The following is a 22,144-nucleotide window of genomic DNA, read 5'->3' as shown; positions in this document are numbered from 1 at the left end:
TAAAAATATAAAGGGGCAGTTATATTTAACTGATAATATGTTTGATACTTTTAATAGAAAAATACTTATTATTTTAAATGTTACTTTTTCACTTATATTACTTTTTGTTATCACAGCTATCGTTTGTATTTCGGTAGGTTGTGCATTACTTGTAAAAGATAATTCTAATGCTGCATTTGCTCTATTGGGTACTTCATTTGCTTGCGCATTTATTGTTATTGCTATTAAATTTGCTCAATATTTCTATGCAACTAGACATGTACAAAAGTTTCTTGAAAATAACTGAGAAAATGCTTTTGAATACTACAGTAAACAAAATAAATTTATGAGATTGAATTATAGATTTATGATTTATTCATTTTACACTCATAAATTAAGATGATTTAGAAGCGAAGCAAGAAAATGACGTGAAAATAACACCAGAAACTAATCTGGTGTTATTTTTAATCCATAGCGTTTTGCTTGTTTTTGAAATTCATTTTAATAGGGCATCCTCTAAAATCAAAAGTATTTCTAAGTTGATTTTCTAGGAATCTTTGGTATGAAAAGTGTAAGTATTTTTTATTATTAACAAAGAATGTAAATGTAGGAATTTTAGCTTTTTCTTGTCTTGCAAAATAAATATTTAATCTTCCTCCATTAAATGGAACAGCAGGTTGGATTAATTGTGTATCCATAATTAAACTTGAAAGTAAAGCAGGTTTAATATCTCTTTCTAAGTTAGTTCTAACCATATTAATTGTGTCATATAGTTTATTTAATCTTTGATTATATTTAGCTGAAATAAATACGAATGGAACTCATGGAACAAAGTGGAATTTGTTTCTGAGTTTCTTTTCATATTCAGCCATAGTATTTGTTTCTTTTTCAATTAAATCTCATTTGTTTATAACTATGATAATAGGTTTTTCGTTTTCTAAAGCATATCCAATAATACGTGAATCGAAGTGAGAAACTTCCTCTTGAGTAGCATCAAGCACAATTAAAGATAAATCAGCTTCAGCTAGTGAATTCATTGCTCTCATTAAAGCATAATGGTCAACAGATTCAACTAATTTTGATTTCTTAGTAATTCCAGCTGTATCAATAACATTGTATTGTTTTCCGTCAATTTCAACAATTGATTTAACTGAGTCTCTAGTTGTTCCAGCAATTGGAGAAACAATTGAACGTTCTTCTTTAGCTAAATTATTAAGCAATGAACTTTTTCCAGCATTAGGTTTTCCAATAATAGCAAGGTTAAATGTTTCAATCTTTTCTTCTTCAGTAAAGTCTAAATCTTCAACACATCTTGAAAGTACATCCCCGATTCCTTCACCATGAAGTGCTGAAATAGGATAAATGTGGTCAACCCCAAGTTTGTATCATGAATAATCAAATTGTTGATTATCTTCAAGTTTATTAGCAACAGCAACTATTGGTTTATGTGACTTACGAAGAATGTTCATAATAAACATATCATCATTAGTAATTTCGCTAGTTCCATCAAATAAGAAGATAATAACATCAGCTTCTTCAATTGCTATTTTAGCTTGAATTTGAATTTGTTCTTGGAATGGTTTATTTTCAATCTCAATTCCACCAGTATCAATAATTTTAAGTTCTTTACCAGCTCACTCGATTTTTTCATAAAGTCTATCTCTAGTTACTCCAGGTTCATCATAAACGATTGAAACTTTTTTACCTATAAGCTTGTTGAAAAAGGTACTTTTACCAACATTAGGTTTCCCGATAATAGCAATAGTATTACGCATTTGTGCCTCCTTTAGCTCGTTCTTGAACAATGTTCATTACATAATCCATAACTTCTTCAAAAGTCATTTCGGTACAATCAATATAAATTGAATCTGGTGTACGGTGAAGTGGATCAATTGGACGGTTCATATCTTGAGCATCTCTCAGTTTTACTTCATATAAAACTTCTTCGAAATTTGTGTTGTATCCTAATGCTTGGTTTTGTTCAAGTCTTCTTCTAGCTCTTTCTTCTTCAGAAGCTCATAAGAAAATTTTAACTTCAGCATGCGGCATAATTTTAAATGTTGTATCTCTACCGTCACAAATATATCCTTTGTGTTTAAGTGTCATATGTTGAATTAATGAAACAACAAATTCACGTACTTCAGGAATTTTTGCAATAGTAGGTGTGATTTTAGAAATGTAATCTGCTCTAATTTCATGTGAGATATCCACACCTCTAAGCATTGTTACATCGTTTGGAAGAAGTTGAATCATTCCTTCTTCAAGTGAATTAATAATATTAGCTGTATCATGTGATTCAATTCCGAGCTTATTTGCGTTATAAGCAATTGCTCTATAGACACTTCCACTGTTAATAAATGTATATTTTAATCTTTTAGCTAACTCTTTTGAGATAGTTGATTTTCCTGCACCACTAGGTCCATCAATAGCAATGTTTACTTTCATATTTCTCCCCTTAAAAAATAAAAAATGCACAAAATTAGAATTCCAGTTTATTTACTTTAACTCTAGTAGTATTTGTGCTTTTTTCTTGACTAATAGCTACTTGAGAATTAGGTTGATTAATTAATTCATAAATCCATTTATCTTTTGTATTAGGTTGATAAAGGGAATAAGAATCAAAATAACAACCGCTCAGCTGCAAGTAGATTAGTTCGATATTATTTAATTCTTCTGCTGCTCTTTTTAGCGGTGAGTTATTGGTTACAAAAGCTTGCTCATCACATCATTCTTGAAGAGCTAAATTATTAAAGTCAATTTTTTGTGCAAAATCTGCATCAAAGAAATTATTGAGTCATTTCACTTCCTTATCAATTTCTTTATCTCCAAGTAGAGCAAGATTTTTTAATCTAGTAAAATGATTAACTTCTTGGGCAGAGTGCTTATTTTTGTAACCTAACTTACCCATAGTTTTATTTTACTATATTTAATTTATAAAATAAATTAAAAAAGTAGATTTAATTTAGTATTTTTGTGAGGTATATTTGACTTTTAGTCCTAGCAGCAAGTATAAAAAAGCCCAGCCTTAGGGCTGAACTTTAAAAATTATTTATTTTTTGAATGTCATTAAAATGATTGCACCAATTCATGTAAGCGCTGAAACAATTACAAGATATGCTCATCATGGGAAGTGATTTGCATTAGCTTTGATATCACTCTTGATAGCTGATTTAAAGATGTTGTTTGCATCTTTAAAGGCATCAGAAGTAAGGATATTTTGGATAGCTTGTACATCTTGTTTTGTAAAGTTATCTTTATCTTTTTGCATGATTTCAAAGTAATTATTTGCTTGTAATTGGTCAAGAAGTGCTTTGAATTTAGCATTTGATTGTGCATATTCATTAGCTTGAGCTAATGCATTTGCATCCATTGCTGAATTCTTAAGATTATTAGCAACTGAAATAGTGTTATTTCCATATTTGCTTAATTTAGCAATTGCATCATTAATATCTTTATTCAACTGTGCTGTAGTGTTATTTGAAGTTGTTACTTCTTTAGCATTAGCAATAGCTTGAGTTAAGTTGTTTTGTGCTTGTGTAACTTGAGATTCATTTGCAAAACTTGCATTTAAGTAAGCATCAATTGCTTTATTTAAATCATTAAGAGCTTTAACAGCATTAAATGATTCTTCTAAAGCTTGTGAGATATCTTCTTTAGCATTTTGCTTAATGTTATTTAAGTTTGTTTGCGTTTGATCTAAGTCATTTATAACTGTAGGTAAGGCTTTAACATCATTATCTAAGTTAGTTACTAATTGATTAATTGCATTTGCAACTTCTTGGTTTTGAGCCTTAGTTTTATCCTTTACAGCTTTAGCTGCTTCAAATGTTGTTGCATTGTTAAAGTCTGTTGTAGCTTGTGAAACAATATTGTTATTTAATACATTTGCATTTTCTTGCATTCAATCAGCAATTGGTTGTTCATTTGCAAATTTATTAATTTGACTTTGAGCACTTTGTCCTTGGGCTAAAGTTGTTTTTAATTCACCTAATCCTTTAGCATCAGCAGCGGTATTTGCTTTTAATGCATCTAATTGTTTTTGAGCATTTTCAACTGCTTGTGTTAGGTTATTTTGTAATGTGCTTGGAGCAGCATTATATGCTGGTGAATTAATTGTTTCTTTTAATGCATCAATTTGTTTTTGAGCTTGCGCAAGTTGATCTGCATAATTATCTTTATTAGCTTGACCATTTGCTAACATTGTATCTTTAGCTTGTTGTAATTCAGTTAATAATGAATCAACATCACTTGCAAGGTTATCTTTATAAATTCCACCTTGAGCTTTATTAACAAGTTTTTGAGCTTTATCTAAAGCAGTTGTATAAGCTTGTTGTTGAGCTTTATCAGCAAATGCATAAGTTTCAGATGTAATTGGGTCGCTTGTTAAATCATTTGGTAATGAATTTAAGTATTTATTTAATTCATCCATTGATTTATTTAATGCAGTTGCTTTACTTAATACATCTACGACAGCTTGTTGTGTTTTAGCTGAAGCTACATTAGCTTTAAGTACAGTTTTTTGAGCATCATTAAGGTTTTGCATTGCTTCAATTTGATTTAAAGCATTTATTTGATCATTATTAAGTCGTTGTTTTGTTGTTTGATCATTAATTTGATCTACTGTAGCTTTTGGATTGTTAGCAATAGATTTTGATGCATCCACACTTGGAGTAAATCCATCAACTGGTTTAGTTAATTCAGGAGCATTTTGGATAGCATTATTTAAATCATTTTTAGCAATTTGATCTTTTAAGTTATCTAATGCTGTTTTTACATCTGAATTATTTGCTTCTGGATTATTTTTAACATCAGTAGCTTGTTTGATTGCTTCTTGTAATTTATCTGATTTAGGATTAATTTCATTTGCTTGTGTAAGAGCATTATCTAAATCAGTTTTGTTTTGCTTAATAGCTTTATCAATTTCTTCTACAGCTTTATTTAAGTCTTCTGTAGCTTTTGCGATTTGTTCTGGTGTAGATGAAGAATTATTAGCAACTTTTTCAGCTTGCTTGATTGCATCAGTAAGTTTATTGTTAAGATCTTTTGAACCATCGCCAGTTAAGTTATTTAACTTGTTATTTGCATCTTGGATTGCTTTATTTAATGGTTCTTTATTAATTGCATCTTGAAGTGCTTTTGTAACATCTGAAAGTTGTTTTTCACTTGCAGATGGGTTTGAACTTACTTCTTGAGCTGATTTAATAGCTTGTTTTAATTTATCTGAAGGGTTTTGGATGTTATTTGCTGATGTAATTGTGTTGTCTAAATTATTCTTAGCAACCGCTTTATTTAAAGCATCAGCTTTAGCATCATATTGTTCTTTAGATTCTTTATTAGCTTTATCATATGGAAGTAAGTTAGTATCTGCATTAATTAAATCTTGAAGTTCTTTACTTAATGGTTTAGTTGCATTATCATTTGCATTCGCAACTGCATTGTAAAGGTTTTCTTTATTAATTCCATCATTTAATTTATCAGTAGCTGAATTAATATCTTCAACACTTGCATCTGGATTTTGAAGTGTGTTTTGAGCATCATTTAATACATTGTTTTTGAAGCTTTCGTTTTCTGCAAGTTTATTAGGTACATTTTTAATAGCTTTTTTAAGAGCGTCTTTTGCAATAGCTTTTTTAAGAGCATCTGCTTGGCTTAAAGCATCAAATGCTGGTGTTGTAGAATTTTCTGCTTTGTAAGCATTTTGAAGTACTTGAGCCGCTGCGATAGCATTTGAAAGTTCTTTAGTTGGAAGTGTAATTTCATTTGCTTTAACTAAAGCGTTTTCAAGTACAACTCCACTTGCATTAATTTGATCTTGAGCTGAGCTGATAGCATTTGTTAATTTAGCATCAGCAAAATCATTTACTGTAATGTTATTTGATTCAGTTAATGTTTTTGCGGTTTTAATTTGAGCATCTAAATTATCTTTAGCTTGTTTGTTTGCTTCTAATTGTGGAGCTTGATCTGCGATTGTAGCATTTTGCGGAGTTGCTAATCTAGCAGCAAGTTTTTCTCCTTGAGCTACTTTAGTATTTAATGTAGCAATAGCTTTACTTAAATCACTAGCTTGTTTTGTTCTTGCATCTAATTGTGCTTTAGATGTTGCTTCATCTAATTTTTCATTTAATTTAGCTTTTTGAGCATCATTAAGATTTGGTGTATCTTGAATTGCTTGTTTAGCTGTTGCTAAATTATTATTTCCATCTAATTTAACATTATTTAAAGCATTTGTTAATGCATTGATTGCAGCAGCGTCTGTAGATTCATATCCAGCTGTTTTAGCATCATTAATTGCATTAGCAGCTGCATCATAAGCATCTTTAACTGCAGGAGTTGCTAAAAGATAATCTTTTGAAGCTTGTGTAGTACCTATACTTGCTTCAGCTTGTTTTAATTTATTCATAGCTGAATCAAGTGTTGTAGCTTTTTGCACTACATCATTTACAGCAGTATGACTATTAGCATTATTAATTTCTTTAATTAAAGTTTGTTTTTGTTTATCTGAAAGATCGCTTAAGGCTTGAACGTCAGCAGCTTTTAATGCTTTGTATTCATCAAGTGTTTTAGCTTGAGCAATTAGTGTATCCATAGCATCTTGAATTGCTTTAGATTTATCTTCAAGTTGTTTTTTAGCAACACTTTGGTTTGCAAGTTTGCTTAAATCAGGTTCAAATAAAGTTTTAGCATTGCTTAATGCTGTATCTAAAGCAGTTTTAGCATCTTCTGTACCATTGCTGTAATTTGTTGTTTTAGCAAATGCTTCACCTTGAGCTATTTTAGCTTTTAATGCTTGAGCAGCTGAATTTAATTCTTCAGCAGCTGTAACCTGAGCATTAATTTCATCTTGACTTGCTGTTGCTTCTCTTAAATTATCAAGTTTTGCAATGAATTTATTCTTTTGAGCATCATTTAATAATGCATTAGCATTAATTGCTTCTTTACCAGCTTTGATAGCATTTTTAAATCCAGCTTCAGCACTTGTAATTAATTCTCTTTCTTTTGTTTTAGCTGCTTTTTGTAATTCACTTACAGCAGTAGCATCAAGATTTGCACCTTTTTCTTTATTAAATAGTTCATCAATTTTGTTAACTTCTTTTGATAAGTTAACTCTTGCATCTTGAGTAGATCATTTGTATCATCAACCGAATGAACCATTTCTATTTTGTGCAATTTTACTGCGAGTTTGTGATAAATCTTGCATTGCCTTAGTTAAAGTATTAAACTCTGTTTCAATATCAGGCAATGTTACATAATTTGTTGTTGCTTCATCAATTTTATCTATTAAAGCTTTTTGTTGTGCATTATTTAAAATTGAAGCTTGGATTTTTGCTTTTAATGCTTTCACAGCAGTAGCAAAGTTTTCATCACCATTTAAAGCAGTTTTTGCATTATCTAATAATGCAGCTTGTGAAGTAATTTCAGCTGGGGTAGTTACATTTGAGCTAGCTTCTTGTAATTTTTCAGCAGCAGCAAGTTTTGTATCAAAATCATCTTTTTGTTCCTTGCTTGCATTTAAGTAATCTTGTGTTGCTTTTGCTGCTTTAGCTTGTTTAATGCTTTCAGCTAATGTGTTCATCGCTTTTACTAAAGGAGTAAATGAAGATGTGATTACATTATTAACATCAGAAACTTTTGTTTTACTATCAACTTCATTATCAAGTGCAGTTTTTTGTCCTTGAGTTAAATCACTTGTATCAATTTGTTGTTTAGCATTGTTTTTAGCTGTTTGTAACTGGCTATCACCATTTAAATCATTTGCAGCATTTGCAAGAGTTTGTTTTAACTCAGTAGCTTGTTTTTGAGTTAAGTTATCATTCTTAGCTTTTGCTTTAGCATCTTTTAAAGCATCTGTATAAACATCTTGGTTTGTTGAGTTAACAAATTTATCGCTTTGAGTTAATTGAGCTTCTTTCTTGATTTCTTCATTTAATTCACCCATTACTTTGTTAAGTTCTTTAGCATCATTGAATTTAGCTTCAGATTCACTTAATGTATCTGTTGCATCAATAAGATCTTTAATATCTTGTTTTTGAGCATTATTTAAGTTATCTAACTGATCAACTTTAGCTTTAAGATCATTATCTCATGAAGCTTTATTGCTAATTCCATTTAAATTACCTTCAGCTGTATTTAATGCTGAAATTAAAGCATTAACTTCTTCAGCTGATTTATTTGCACCAGCTTTGTTTGCAACTGCATTTACATTAGCTAATGCTTCATCATAAGCTAATTTAACTGCTTCTGTAGCATTTACATAATTTGATGAAGATGTTGCAGCGGCTTGTTTAGTTACTGGAGCAATACCTTCTGGAGTGTTTGCATCACTTCCTTGTGCTTTAGCAGCAGCTGTGTAAAGGTTTTGCATTGCTTCATTTAATGTTGTAGCTTTTGTGTTTGCATTAGTTAATTCTTCTTTACTTGTAGCAGAATTTATTGTATTTGTTAAGGCAACTTTTTGAGCATCATTGATGTATTTTAAGTTATCAAGAGCTTTAACAGCATTTTGTTTTGCGCTTTCAAAGTTAGCTTGTCCGTTAGCAACGTTTGCTAAAGCATTATCAATAGCTGTTGCTAATTTTTTTACATCAGTTGTTGGAGTATCAATTGAAGTAGCTTCTTTTAAATATTTATCAGCAGCATCAATAGCATCTGCATATTGTTTTTGTACTTCAGGAGAAGAAAGTTTGTAATTATCTCCTTCTTTTACAGTCTTGACAACATCTTGAGCTACTTTAGCTTTTAAGTTTCCTTGAGCTGTATTTAAATTATTAATCTTATCTTCAAGTGTTTTTGCTTCTTGTGGTGTTAAAGCATCAGTGACTTGACTTGTAGCAGCATCTTTTTGAGCTTGAGTTAGGTTATCTGAGTTTTTAATTAAGTCTTTAAGTGCTTGTAATTTAGCAGTTTTTTGTGCTTCACCATTTAAGTTATCAAATGCATCATTTAATGCTTTTGTAATTGCTGCAACATCTTGATCAGCAGTCGCATTATTTAATGCTGTTTGAGCATTTTGTAATGCTGTTGTATAAGCTTGTTTTGTAGCATCATCAGCTCATTTATATATATCTGTATCTTGAACATTATCTAATGAATGTACTGAACCCCTAATTTTGTACCATTAGATTTTCAAAATCTTTTCTGTACTCAATTGGGTTTTTCCTTTCAATCTAATTTTAATTCTTTTATTGTTATAAAAGTCAAGATAGTCAAATAATTTTTCCACAAAATTATTAAGATTTGTGAAATTGTTTTTGTTTGGGTAAAAGAATTCCAATTTTATTGTTCCAAATAAGGATTTCAACTAATCCATTATCCGGACTATTTCCTTTTCTTGACATACTTTGGATAATATTGTTAGCTTTTAATAAGTTAACAAAATATTTATGTTGATAATGTCAGCCTTGGTCTGAATGAATTATGCAACCACTTAAATTTCTGCTTTTAATTAATGGTTCAAAAGTATCTTTTATTAATTGTAAATTAGGAACTCAATGAAACGGCGGCTGATAAAAAATTTCACCATTAAATCCATCTACTACTAAAGATAAATAAACCTTTAAATCATCAAAAAGTTTAAATTCTGTGATATCTGTAAAAAGCTTTTCTAAAGGTTTCTTGCTTATGAAATTTCTTTGGATTAAATTATCTGCAATCGGTCCTATTTGTCCTTTGTAAGATGAATATTTCTTATGTTTTCTTCTATAAACGACTAAATTAAGTAATTTCATTAGTTTTAGAACCTTTTTATGATTTACATTAATACTTCTGTTGTGTAATTCCATAGTGATTCTTCTGTAACCATAAGTTTTGTTACTTTCTTCAAATATCTTTTGAATTGTTTCTTTTAATTCAAAATCCTTATCAATAGGAGTTAAAAAATGTTTTTCTCAATAGTAATAATGAGATTTTCTTATTTGCGAAGCAGCAAATAAATCAACTAATTTGAATTTTTCTTTATTTTCAAAGATTGCTTGCGCTTTTTCTTTGACGGTTGCTTCAGTCGGCTTTGAACTATCCTATCTAAAGTTGCGAAATATGCTTTTTCAGCTTCTAGAAGTTCAATTTTTCTTTCTAAACTTTTAACATATTCTAAGTCGATTGTTTTTTCTTTGTTTTTGTTTTCTTTACTCATAATTAAATTATAGTAATTTTTCTTTTTAGCAACAACTTTCATTGCAATACTAATATGAGTTGATAAATTCAAATCTACACAAGATTGAAAAATTGTTTTTTCATGATGAATAATCTTATCGATTTCTTCATCAATAACTCATTCATCATAATCTTTAATCGAAACAGAATGTAAATAATCATCAATTGTTTTTGATTTTAAATAGTAATTCACATAATAATAAATCATGGGATTTTTCAGTTTACGCTTTTTATGAATTCACATAATTTGAGTTTAAATTCCTTAAATTCAAACATATTTTGAATAATCATTTGTTTTTTCATATACATTTGCACCCGTTATTGAATGAAGGTACAAATTTTGGGGTTCACTACAGAATGATCCTCAACTGCTTTAGCTAAAGCATCCATGTTATTTACAACTTTATTTACTTTAGTTTCAACTTCATTATATTTAGCTTGGTCTAATCCGATAGCATTAATTTCAGGAGTTAAAGTATCTTTTTGAGCTTGTGTAGCTTTTGACTTATCTAATTTTTCTTGTAATTTAGATACTTTATCATTAAAGTTACTATTTCCATCTAAGGCACTTTGCGCACCTGTAAGTGTATTAGTTAATGTTTGAATTGTTTCTGGTGTAATTTGATTATATTCAGCTTTTAAAGCATTATTAGCATTTGTTAAAGCTGTATCAAATGTTCCTTTAGGAGATTGACTAGCTTGTGAGTAATTTACTGTAGCTTTTTGTTTTTCAGCGTTTTCAATAGCATCCTTAAGTGCTTGCATATTATTTGCAAGTGTTTGTGCTTGTGACTTGATTGTATTAATACCTTGAGTTGAAGTTTGAGCATTAATTTGTTTTTTAAGTTCCTCAATTTGACCTTTAGTTAATTTATCTTTGTAATCTTTTTCTAAATCACTAATAGCTGTTTGCTTAGCTGTAGATAAGTTTGCATCTCCATTTAAAGCACCTTTAGCAGTAGTAACTGCATCAATTAATCTTTGAACTTGATCATTAGTTAAAATGCTTTTATCTGTTTCAGCGTTAACTTGTGTATTTGCATCACTTACAGCTGTATCATAAGCTTGTTTAAGGTTTGCAGTAGCATCAATATAATTTGTTGTTTCTTTTTCAGCATTTACATTAGTTTGACTTATAAGAGCATCTAATTGTGGATTAAGTTCATTACGTTTGCTTGCTTGTGCTGAAATAGTATCAATTGCAGCATTATCAGCAGCAGCATTAATTTGTGCTTTGAAGTAATCTTTTTGAGTTTGGGTTAAATTAGTTAATTTTTCATCAACTTCTTTAATAGCAGCTAATTTATGATTTGCAACTGATTGTGCTTTAGCTCTTATAACAACTTGTTTTGCAGCATTTAAGTTTCTAGTAGGAATTTCTTTTTGGAATTTTTTAATTTCTTCTTCACTTAAATACGGTAATTTGCTAATTTGTTCTCTTAATTCGCTTCAATTATCAATACCATTTAATCCATTAATTGATGAATTTAATTCATTAGTAATAGATACAATTGGTCCATTTTGACTAAAATCAAGAGATTTAATTCCCCCTTGAACATTACTTAATTCATTATATTTATTCTTTGCTGCATTAAATGCTTCTTGTTTATCTGGATCAGCAAGTCCATATCTAGTAGAAGCTTCCTCTTCTCCGATTTTGTTTGCAACTTCTGCTAATTTTCCCATTACATCATTTAATGATTCTGCATTTTGCACTATTTTATTAATTTTGTTTTCTCAACCTTCGCCTAAATTAATAACTCCATCTACTTGAGTTTTTAAATCTCTTTTTTGATTATTTGAAAGATTACTTAAACCATCAATTTTATCATTAGCAGTTTTTTGTTTTCCTTGTAATACAGTATCACCAGTTAAAGCTGTATAAGCATTTGTTAATGCAGCTTGCGCATTAGTAATATCTTGTGGATTAATTACTGCTCCACCTTTAGCTTCATCTAACAATTCACTTGCTACTTTTAAAGCAGCATCAAATGTATCTCTTTCAGCTTGAGGTGCTAAAACATATTTATAAACTCACTGAGAATTATTTTTTTGGATTTGCGCAGTTTCTTTTTGTAATGCATCCATTGCAGCTGTTAATAATGGTAAGTCAGTTTCTGCAGTTTGTAAAGCTACTAAATCATATACTTTAGGATTTTTATCATATGTTGCTTTAAAAGCAGTTTTTTGATTATTGTTAAGATTTGAAGCATCTACATCTGAATTTAATTTTTCTACTCTTTTATCATAATTAGCCTCACCATTTAGCGCTGCACTAGTTGTTGTTAAATTAGAAACTAATGTTTGTACAGTAGCTGGTTCAATAACTGCATATGATTGTTCACTTGCATTTTGCGCAGCTGTATAAGCTGTATCAAAGTTTGTTTTAGCTTCTTGATCAGCTAAAGAATATTGAACTGAATTCTTAGTGCTTTGTGCATCAGCAAATTTAGTTTTTAAATCTGACATTTGTGTTTCAAGAGCATCTACAGTATCAGTTTCATAAGAATTTAAATCAGCAATTGTTTTAATATTATCATTAATGTGTTTTACAAGTGTTTCTTTTTGACTTGTGCTTAAGCTTGTTGAAGAATTAATCTTATTAATTAATGCATCTTTTACTTTATTGAATTCAGTTTCACCATCTAAAGCATCTTTAGCAGCATTAAATTTTGTTACTAAATCTGAAACATTTGCTAATTTATTTAGGTATTCTTGTGAACTTCCTTTTTGAACATTAGTAATTGCTTTTAATTCCGTAATAGCATTCGTTAGAGCATCAGCTGCTTTATTAAAGTCTTCAGCATTAGTTGCATTTAAATATCCAATTGAATTTTTAACCGTAGCAATTTGTGATTCTATTTTATCTTTTGTATTTACATAAGTGTTTGCATTTGTTTCAAGGTCTTTTACGAAGTTTTCTAAAGCTTCTCTATTTGGTAATGTTTTATTTTTAGACATTTTACCCATTACATAATCTGAGAATATTGCTGATTTAAACCCCTTAACACCTTTTATTTTTTGTTCAATATTTTCTGTATCTCTCGACTTCTGTCTTACAAATTCTTGACCATCATTTTCTGCGGCACTTACAGATTTGTAAACAGTCTGAAGTGATTTTTCATCTATGCTTTGATCACCTTTAGTATTTAAAATACTTTCAAGAAGCTTAGAAGATTCAGCGATTTTTTCAGGAGATGCATATCTATAGTAAGGCCTATTTAAAACTTGATTAATTCCTTTCATAGCATTTTCAGTAGATGTTATTTTAGGGTCTATGTTATTTAAATCTTCTTGAGTTCTAGCAGTATTAATTTTATCTTTAAAGGTGTCTTTTTGAGCTTGTGTTAAGATTTTGGAATCATTAACTTTTTTTATTAATTCATCTTTTTTACCATTATTTTCAGTTATGGTATTTAAATCACTTTCCATTGCAGCATTATTTGTTGCTAATGTAGAAATAGCATCAGAAAGAGTTGGGATTGATTCTTTTGGTTGTAAAACATCATTAATGTTTGTATCTTCAGTAGATAATCTATTTCTAAGTGTTTCATCTACAGATTTAAAACTATTTCTTTCTTGTTTAAGAGAATTATATTTATTTTGTAATTCTTTTGCTGTCTTAGTATTTGTTTCTAAGGTTTCGATTTGACCATTACCTTGAGCAACTTTTTCAACAGAAGTTTCTGTAGCTAATTCATTTGCATATTGTTTAACAACAGCTTGTGGTAAATCGCCCATTTTAGCATCAATGTTATTTAATACACTTAATTTGTCTACTGTTAAAGCAAGATTCGCATCAAATTGTTTAGTTAAATCATCTACTGCTTGAGAATTATTAAATTCTTGTAATTTATTAATAGCATCTTTAACATCTTGTGAAGTAGTTCGTGGGTTTTTGCTAATTAAATCATTAGCAGCCGCTTTAGAATCTGCTATTACTTTATTTAAGAATGCTTTAAGGCTTTCATCAGTCATTGCATCTTGTGGTTTAAATTCTTTAAGTCATTTTTCTTTTTGAGCTTCAGAAAGTAATTGTGAGTTCTTAATTTGTTCAGTTCCTAATTCGTTTAACCCATTAAGCGCAGCACGAGTTGTGATGTAATTTTGTGTCGCTTGACCTCATTCTCCCATACCATTTGCTTGAATAGTATTATTTACTTCATATGTAATAACTTTATTTTCATATTTCTTCAATTCAGCGATAGCATCATCATAATTTTTTCTTAATTCTTCTTTAGCTTTAGTATATCTAACACTTTCTAAAACTTTTTCAGAATCAGTTAAATATTGATTTGTACGACTATTTAATTGAGAAATTAAATAGATTTGATTTTCTCATGCTGCTTTAATTTGAGGATTTCTTTGTGTAAAGTGATCTCTATTAAAGTCATTTTCAATAGCACCAATTAAACTATCTTTTTGGTCTTGTGATAATGGTGTGTTTTCAAATAAAACTGCACTTGGATCAAGTTTTTCGCCAAGAGATCCTTCATTTAAGAAGTTAAGAATCTTTTGTTTATTTTTATAAGCTTCAGAAAGTTGATATTTTACATCTATATCAAGTGAAAGCTTTTCAGGATCAAATTCAATAGTATTATTTTTATCTTGATTAATTTTTAAATCATATTTAAATTCATTTTCTTTTTGTTCACTAGCATAGATAGGTTTAATGTTTCAGTTATCTAATCCATTAAGCTCTGTAGCTACAAGAGGTACGTTAAAAGTAACATCATTTGCATGTTGTTGTTTTTCTCTTGTAAATGCTGTTATAGAATCATTGTTTTTATTTCCTAAGTTTGCTAATGTTTTATTTCCTTGTTTTAATTCATATTTAACAGAAGGAAGTTCTTGTTCACTAGATTCATTTAAGTTAACAAAAATTTGACGGTTATTATTTCTTTTAGCTGTAGCAATAGTAACACCAACAAGTTGCTCTTTACGTGTTCCTAGTTCTGAAGGTGAAGTGGAGATATTTGTATTATCTCAATAGAATTTATTTTTTTCAAGATCTGTGAAGTATAATCCAGAAACAAACGAATTGTAATCACCCAAATCTTCAGTTTGAGTAAAGTTATTAACAGTTTTTGTTTCTATTTCTTTTGTAAAGTCAATCTCTTCTTTTTCATCTTTGTGTTTATATATATTTTTTGCTACTTTGCGTGTTTGGAACTTGATAGTTACTGTTGGGTTTATCCCGTATGCATTTTTTATCGCTGAACCTGTATCAAAGTGGATAGCAAAAACAGATCCTGTATTAGCAAGAATTGGAGTAGCTTGTAAATTATCTCAGTTAGCATTTGATAGTCATGTAGTTGCCCCGAAACCAAAGAATCTTCTATCTGCTTGTTTATAAAGATTTTGCTGACTAATTTGGTCTGTATTATAGTTCATAGATAACATACGATATATTTCCATTGAAGGCAACGATTTTTCTTTTCCATACTTAGCATTATTTGTAATATATTCAATAGCATTAATGCTTGCGGGATTTTTTGGATTATTATCATCTAATTTAATTTCTTTATCGCTTCATTCTTTTTTAGCATAATAAAGATCTTTCATATCTTCTTCATTAGTACTTGAATCTTTTTTGTGCAATCATTTACCATTCGAAAATGACCCTTGTGTAAAATCTGTTCTAAAAGGATTTTGAAGAATCTTATATTCTGAACCATCACCTGAATCAGGCAATTCTTGTTTTAAAGATGAATCGAATTTACCATTTTTGTCAGTAATTTCTAAATAAGCCCCTTTATAGCCTCCGTATGAGAAGTATGCATTTTGATCGGTATCTTTTTTATTAAAATCAAAATCTTTTCCACCTAATGAAAAATCTTTGTAATCTAATTTAATAGAAATACTTCCCGGAACAATTTCTAAATCATTAGAAATCGCAAATCCATATGTTTGAACACCATATGGGTATTTGTTTTCTTGTTGTCCACGATATCATTTTGTATTTTTCTTAACGTAAAACTCTGATGGATTTTGGTTATATGTAAGAGACCATGTTTGAGTTTCTTGCTCCATTTTAGATTCAAATATTTTCTCTTTATTTTCATCTGAATCAGGGACAATAACTTGATTTGTTTTAGGATCTCTATAATTTTCTTCTCAATTAAAATGAACCATACTATGTGCGTCATATGATGAAAGAAACTCCCCAGATTCCTTTCCATGGTAGTCGGCATAAGAAACTATCTTAGCATCCTCGTATCCTTTAAAATCTGGCTGTGTTAAATCAATAGTCTTTGAACTTTTTGTTTGATTCTCATTCGAATCAGTTGCATTAGTTTCAGCAGCTGAAATTCCAAATAGCACAGCAGGTGCTGTAATAGCACTTAAACCTGCTGTTACTAAAATAGAATTTTTTGCTGTTTTTGATATCTTATTTTTAGCCATAAAATCTCCTTTGTTGTTTTTATATTAAAAATATAAAAAATTATAGAGCTTTTTTCAAGATTTTAAAATGATTTTTTAGACACAAAAATTCGTCAAAAAATCTCCATTTTTCAGTTAAGTTTTCTTAAAAAATTTCATTATTTAGCAAAAGCAGTAATTTTTACTTTTACTGCTATGTTATAGGCTTAAAAGTTTTGAATATATCTTAAGTATAGCTAACACTTAAAGCAAGAATGTGGTAAAATTTATTTATTAAATAAATTCTTAATTGCAATGTGCATTGCAACAGAAAAAATATCTGGAAAAATTCCGGATATTTTTTAAACCCCTAAAATTTACTTTTATTTTTAAAAAATTTGTTTTTTGCTGTATTCGATTTTCTTTTTAAATTGTTTCTGATAAAAAGCGTTCATCACCTGGTATTGGTGTCCATTTATCCTTATAATAATTTCAGTCATAGAATAGTTCATCAGCTGATTGTCAATTGAAAATTTCCCTAGGCATATTATTTATTTCATTTTGTACAGCCAATATTTCTTCTTCAGAAATATTATTAAAATTTGTGCCTTTTGGAAAGAATCTTCTAACTAAACCATTAAAGTTTTCGTTTCCTCCTTTTTGAAATGAAGCATATGGGTCTGCACGATAAATAATAATTTGAAGCCTATATCCTAGATAAAAAAGTTTTGAGAACTCAAATCCATTATCAGCTGTTATGCTTTTAACATTTAATTGTTTTTCTCTAATTAAATTTCATAAAACCTCTGCAACATTTCATGGATTTTTACCCTTTATCTTTTTAATTATTCCGTATCTTGTTTTTCTTTCTGTAAAAGTTAACAAGTTATAGTTTTCCTTTCCGGATTTTCCAACGATAAAATCAACTTCTCAATGACCGAATTCTGACCTATCATTTATTTTCTGAGGTCTAGTTCAAAATGGTCTAACTCATCTTGCACCAACTAAGATTTCAACTGCACTCTTAGTTCTTTTTCCTCCTTTTTATAATGACGTCTCAACCTATCTTCTTTTGTTATTTCTCAAGCGTTTGAATTTATCCAATTAAAAACAGTTCTATATGAAGGAAATTCAAAATTATAATTAAACTTAATATATGTATGTGTCAGTTTAACTCCAAATGAACGTTTGTTAAATTTATCTATAAAAACATTTGTAAAATTTGGATATTTTTCGATTTTATTGCGCAACTTAAAATAATATTTTCACTTATTTCTCATATCATGTTTATATTGTGCGTATTCAGCCGTATACCCGTATAAATCAGCATTGTATGTAATTTCTCTAGATATAGAGCTCTTTGAAAATCCAGTAATTTTCGCAATTTCAGATATACTAAAATTTTCTTTTAACAAAGCTTCTATTACACATCTTACTTTTGCTGTAATTCTTGTATAATGTATGCGAAATCCTTTCTCAGGGGTTTTCAGTGGAGCGCAAAAAAGTGCTCCACTTTTATTATAAACTAATAAAAGTGTTGCACTGCATATTGCAATCGAGCATTTATTGGTAGTAGACCAAATGTTGTGTAATCACTCCAAATATTAAAAGGAGTGATTTTTGTTATGATTTTAGAGGAAAGAAACAAATTATTAAGAAATGAATTTTACAAATTAGGAGCTGATATGAGAGAATTATCATTTCTACTTAATGTTAATTACTTAGATGTTGCTAAGTTAATTGAAGAGAATTTAAAAGATGAAGTAGATGCTTATATTACTGAAATGAATAAATATGAATTAGTTGAAGGAAAAATTTATAGAAATGGATATTCTAAAAGAACCTTATACACATTGAATGGTAAACTACAAATAAATGTCCCAAGATTAAGAAATGCTTCAAATTTTTGTTCACAAATATTAGCTAAATATAAAAGATGTGAGGAAGAATTTGAATTTCTAATCGCACATTTATTGCAACAATTTTTATCATATGAACAAACCATAGATTTAGTTGAGAAATTATTAGGTTTTAGAATAGGACATTCTATAATTGCGAGAGTTTCAAAAACTATTAAAAACAAATACGACAACGCTTATAGTTTTGACATAAATAATGATATTTATGCATTATTTATTGATGCTTCATATCATAAAGTTTTTAAATGATATAACCCATTCACTGGTGAATATTTAAATTCTTTAGAAAATGTTGAGAATCCAAGGGATTTTGTCAAACAGAGCTCAAAAATAGCCTTATACACCGCTATAGCTATAGATAAAGAAGGTAAAAAACAAGTTTTATCAATAGAAACCTCAGGTGTAGAAAGTACAGAAAATTGAACAAAATTCTTATCAGAATTAAAAAGAGAGGAATTAATGATCCTCAAGTTGTTGTTTGCGATGATTTTAGTGGAATTAATAATGTTATTAATTCAGTTTTTCCTTCATCTAAAATTCAAAAATGTGCATTTCATAAAATGACTAATGCGCTTATTACAATACCACAATCTAAAAGGTATGAAGTATCACAACTACTAAAACTAATATTTAAAGGTAAAAACAAAGATGAAGGTTATAAAAGATTTTTGGAATTTAAAAACAAATATAAAGATAAATACAGAAAAGCTGTTGCAATTATTGAAAACTCACTTGACGAGATATTCACATTTTATGATTTTCCAATAGGAATTAGGAGATATATTTACACAAACAATATTTGCGAAAATTTCCACTCAGCATTAAGAAAATATGTCAAAGAAAAAAGCTCGCATCATAGTCCTAACTCCATCAAAATGTTGGCTATTGTTGCAAGCTTCAAAATAACTCGAACTTGAACAAGGAAAAGAATAATTTTCTAAGTTAAGTTCAGTATTATTATATATAATTTATTCAATTATAGTCCGATGTGATTACACAAACTTTGGACTACTACCCATTTATTTATTAAATAAATTTATCACATAAACAAGTAAAGGAAAAAATATGAACAAACAAGAGCTAGCAAATCGTATTTGAGCTTCAGCTAATAACATGCGTTCTAAAATTGAAGCTAATGAATACAAAGACTATATTTTAGGATTTATTTTCTATAAATTCTTATCTGAACAAGTTGAAAAGTTTTGACTTGAAGATGGTTGAGGAAAAGAAGATTTAGTTGAATTAATTGATGAAAACTATGACGTTAATATTGATGTTGATAGTGAAGAATTTAAACAATTAGATACAGCAATTCAAGACCGTATTAAAAACATTAAATATGCTCAAAAGAATTTAGGATATTACATTTCTTATAAAAACTTATTTTCAACTTGACTTAAAAGTGGAAGTGAATTTGATGTTAGTGTAGTACGTGATGCACTTGCTTCATTTGATAGAAGAATTTCACCTTCACATAAAAAAGTTTTTGAAAACATTTTTAATACACTTCAAACTGGTCTTTCAAAACTTGGAGAATCTACTCAAGCTCAAACTAAAGCAATTAGATCATTAATTGAATTAATTAAAGATATTCCAATGGATGATAAACAAGATTATGATGTACTTGGATTTATCTATGAATACTTAATTTCAATGTTTGCTGCTAATGCTGGTAAAAAAGCTGGAGAGTTCTATACTCCACATGAAGTTTCACTTTTAATGTCTGAAATAGTTTCTCACCATTTAAAAGACAGAGATACTATTCAAATTTATGACCCTACTTCAGGTTCAGGTTCTCTGCTTATTAACATTGGGAAAAGTATTGCAAAATATATGGATAAAAACAAAATCCAATATTATGCTCAAGAACTTAAGGATAATACTTACAACTTAACTCGGATGAATCTAGTTATGCGTGGGATTGCTCCAGATAATATCAAAACTAGAAATGGTGACACCTTAAAAGATGATTGGCCTTATTTTGATGACAACAATAAAGAAAATTATGAACCTTTATTTGTTGATGCTGTTGTATCTAACCCACCATATTCACAAGCTTGAGATCCTGAAAATAAAGAATCAGATGCTCGTTTTGCTCAATATGGAGTTGCACCAAAATCTAAAGCTGATTATGCTTTCTTACTTCATGATTTATACCACTTAAAAAATGATGGTATTTTAACTATTGTACTTCCACATGGTGTTTTATTCCGTGGTGGAGAAGAAGAAAGAATTAGAACTAATTTAATTGAACACAATAATATTGATGCAATTATTGGGCTTCCAGCTAATATCTTTTTTGGAACAAGTATCCCAACTATTGTAATGGTACTGAAAAAATCTCGTCCAAATACTGATGTGTTAATTATTGATGCTTCTAAACACTTTGTTAAAGATGGTAAAAATAACAAATTACAATCAAGTGATATTAAGCGGATTTTAGATGCTTACATCAATAGAGAAGACATTGATAAATACTGTAAAAAAGTTTCTCGTGAACAAATTAGAGAAAATGAATATAACTTAAATATTCCACGTTATGTAGATTCAAATCCAGCAGCTGAAAGTTGAGATATTTATGCTACTATGCTAGGAGGAACTCCTAACAAAGAAATTGATGCGTTTAACGATTTATGAAGCACATTCCCTAGCTTAAGAAATGACTTATTTACTCCAAGTAATGAAAACTACAGTGATTTTGTGTCTGAAGAAATATCAGATGTAGTATTTAACAATACACAAGTTAAAAACTATATTGCTAAATTTAAAACTTCTTTAGATCAATTAAAACATTATTTAAATGAAGCATTAATTAACAATATGATGCAAATAAACATTCATCAAGAAGAAGAAAATATTGCTGCTCAAATTAATCAAATACTACAAGAACAAAAATTACTTGATTATTACAAAGCTTATCAATTACTTGATGATGATTGAAAAGCAATTAGTAATGATTTAGAAATCATTCATTCTGAAGGTTTTGCTTCAGTTAAAAAAGTTGTACCTAATATGGTACTTAAGAAACAAAAAAAATCAAAAATAACTGTCGAAGTTCAAGATGGTTGACTTGGATACATCATCCCATTTGATTTAATTCTTAAACACAAATTAACTCACATTTCTAATCAACTACAACAAATCCAAGATTCTCTTGCTGATATTGCTGCAAGCAGTGAAGAAACATTTAATGAAATCAGTGAAGAATTCAAAGAAACTTCATCGGCATTATTTAATGAAGACATAAGCGATATTGATGATAAAGAAATTAAAAAAGCTTATAAAGAATTACTTGCTATTGCTAAAAATGAATTAGATTCACCAGAAGCTAAATTAATTGAAATTTATGAATTAAGCAAGCAGAAATCGAAATTAAATACAAAATATAAGAATATAAATAATGAGATTCAGAATAAATGTATTGAAGTAACTCAAAACTTAACTGAACAACAGGCTAATGAATTATTAGCAATAAAATGAATAAATCCTTTAATTGCTTCACTCGAATCCTTACCAGAAAGAATGCTTCAAGATTTCTGTGAACAACTTACTAAGCTAAAAGCTAAGTATGAATATAGACTTGTTGATATCGAACAAGATATTATTAACACTCAAAACGAGTTAATTGCTATGCTAGATGAACTCGAAGCAAGCGATAGTGATAAATTAGGTCTAGAAGAGTTTAAAAAGCTACTTTCTGAGAGTTAGAATACAAAAATAGATATTTTTGCTAG

Annotated in this window: 14 protein-coding genes and 1 pseudogene; 5 read left to right on the top strand and 10 right to left on the bottom strand. The window is 29.0% G+C overall.

What is annotated here, in order from left to right; translation table 4 throughout:
• The first annotated feature begins 37 nt into the window (after positions 1 to 37).
• On the top strand, positions 38 to 430 hold the full coding sequence (locus Q8852_RS00960) for a hypothetical protein (protein ID WP_305938138.1): 393 nt from the start codon (positions 38 to 40) through the stop codon (positions 428 to 430).
• A 13-nt stretch (positions 431 to 443) separates the two neighbouring features.
• On the opposite strand, the gene der is transcribed toward Q8852_RS00960, so the two are convergent.
• The 4 genes from der to Q8852_RS00940 form a co-directional block, all read right to left on the bottom strand.
• Positions 444 to 1,754 (bottom strand): ribosome biogenesis GTPase Der, encoded by a 1,311-nt coding sequence (der, locus tag Q8852_RS00955; protein WP_305938137.1) that lies wholly within the window; start codon positions 1,752 to 1,754, stop codon positions 444 to 446.
• Positions 1,747 to 2,424: a (d)CMP kinase gene (gene cmk, locus Q8852_RS00950; protein ID WP_305938136.1), complete on the bottom strand. Its 678-nt coding sequence runs from the start codon at positions 2,422 to 2,424 to the stop codon at positions 1,747 to 1,749. Before cmk ends, der begins: the two co-directional genes overlap by 8 nt.
• A 34-nt stretch (positions 2,425 to 2,458) precedes the next feature.
• The gene (locus Q8852_RS00945) at positions 2,459 to 2,887 is read right to left on the bottom strand and encodes a hypothetical protein (RefSeq protein WP_305938135.1); all 429 of its coding nucleotides are present in this window, start codon (positions 2,885 to 2,887) and stop codon (positions 2,459 to 2,461) included.
• 141 nt (positions 2,888 to 3,028) lie between these two features.
• Positions 3,029 to 8,446 carry a hypothetical protein gene (locus tag Q8852_RS00940; RefSeq protein WP_369810272.1) on the bottom strand — a complete coding sequence of 1,806 codons (5,418 nt, stop codon included), beginning with the start codon at positions 8,444 to 8,446 and terminating at the stop codon, positions 3,029 to 3,031.
• Here Q8852_RS00940 and Q8852_RS00935 point away from each other — a divergent pair.
• Both Q8852_RS00935 and Q8852_RS00930 read left to right on the top strand, forming a co-directional pair.
• On the top strand, positions 8,367 to 8,666 hold the full coding sequence (locus tag Q8852_RS00935; protein WP_305938133.1) for a hypothetical protein: 300 nt from the start codon (positions 8,367 to 8,369) through the stop codon (positions 8,664 to 8,666). The genes Q8852_RS00940 and Q8852_RS00935 overlap by 80 nt on opposite strands.
• Before the next feature lie 21 nt (positions 8,667 to 8,687).
• Complete coding sequence (locus Q8852_RS00930) at positions 8,688 to 9,005, top strand: hypothetical protein (RefSeq protein WP_305938132.1); 318 nt, start codon at positions 8,688 to 8,690, stop codon at positions 9,003 to 9,005.
• Between the two features lie 89 nt (positions 9,006 to 9,094).
• Here the strand turns inward: Q8852_RS00930 and Q8852_RS04520 are convergent, their stop codons facing one another.
• The 6 genes from Q8852_RS04520 to Q8852_RS00905 form a co-directional block, all read right to left on the bottom strand.
• Entirely contained in the window at positions 9,095 to 9,250 is a 156-nt protein-coding gene (locus tag Q8852_RS04520) for an IS3 family transposase (protein ID WP_369810261.1), read from the bottom strand.
• Positions 9,207 to 9,908 carry an IS3 family transposase gene (locus tag Q8852_RS00925; protein ID WP_305938387.1) on the bottom strand — a complete coding sequence of 234 codons (702 nt, stop codon included), beginning with the start codon at positions 9,906 to 9,908 and terminating at the stop codon, positions 9,207 to 9,209. The genes Q8852_RS04520 and Q8852_RS00925 overlap by 44 nt, the downstream gene beginning before the upstream one ends.
• Positions 9,909 to 9,913: 5 nt before the next feature.
• Entirely contained in the window at positions 9,914 to 10,372 is a 459-nt protein-coding gene (locus tag Q8852_RS00920; RefSeq protein ID WP_305937606.1) for a hypothetical protein, read from the bottom strand.
• Positions 10,373 to 10,446: 74 nt separating this feature from the next.
• The gene (locus Q8852_RS00915) at positions 10,447 to 16,533 is read right to left on the bottom strand and encodes a hypothetical protein (protein ID WP_305938131.1); all 6,087 of its coding nucleotides are present in this window, start codon (positions 16,531 to 16,533) and stop codon (positions 10,447 to 10,449) included.
• A 384-nt stretch (positions 16,534 to 16,917) separates the two neighbouring features.
• Entirely contained in the window at positions 16,918 to 17,409 is a 492-nt protein-coding gene (locus tag Q8852_RS00910; protein ID WP_305938386.1) for an IS30 family transposase, read from the bottom strand.
• An 86-nt stretch (positions 17,410 to 17,495) separates the two neighbouring features.
• Positions 17,496 to 17,906 (bottom strand): hypothetical protein, encoded by a 411-nt coding sequence (locus Q8852_RS00905; RefSeq protein WP_305938130.1) that lies wholly within the window; start codon positions 17,904 to 17,906, stop codon positions 17,496 to 17,498.
• Between the two features lie 210 nt (positions 17,907 to 18,116).
• Here Q8852_RS00905 and Q8852_RS04555 point away from each other — a divergent pair.
• A pseudogene (locus Q8852_RS04555) lies at positions 18,117 to 19,351 on the top strand (IS256 family transposase).
• 124 nt (positions 19,352 to 19,475) lie between these two features.
• Positions 19,476 to 22,118, top strand: a complete 2,643-nt coding sequence (locus tag Q8852_RS00890; RefSeq protein ID WP_305938129.1) for a type I restriction-modification system subunit M — start codon at positions 19,476 to 19,478, stop codon at positions 22,116 to 22,118.
• Positions 22,119 to 22,144 lie beyond the last annotated feature (26 nt).

The organism is Mycoplasma seminis (assembly GCF_030718845.1).
Lineage (GTDB): Bacteria > Bacillota_I > Bacilli_A > Mycoplasmatales > Metamycoplasmataceae > Mycoplasmopsis > Mycoplasmopsis seminis.
The sequence above is the reverse complement of the archived record's forward strand: the minus strand, read 5'-3'. Positions and strand labels throughout refer to the sequence as shown.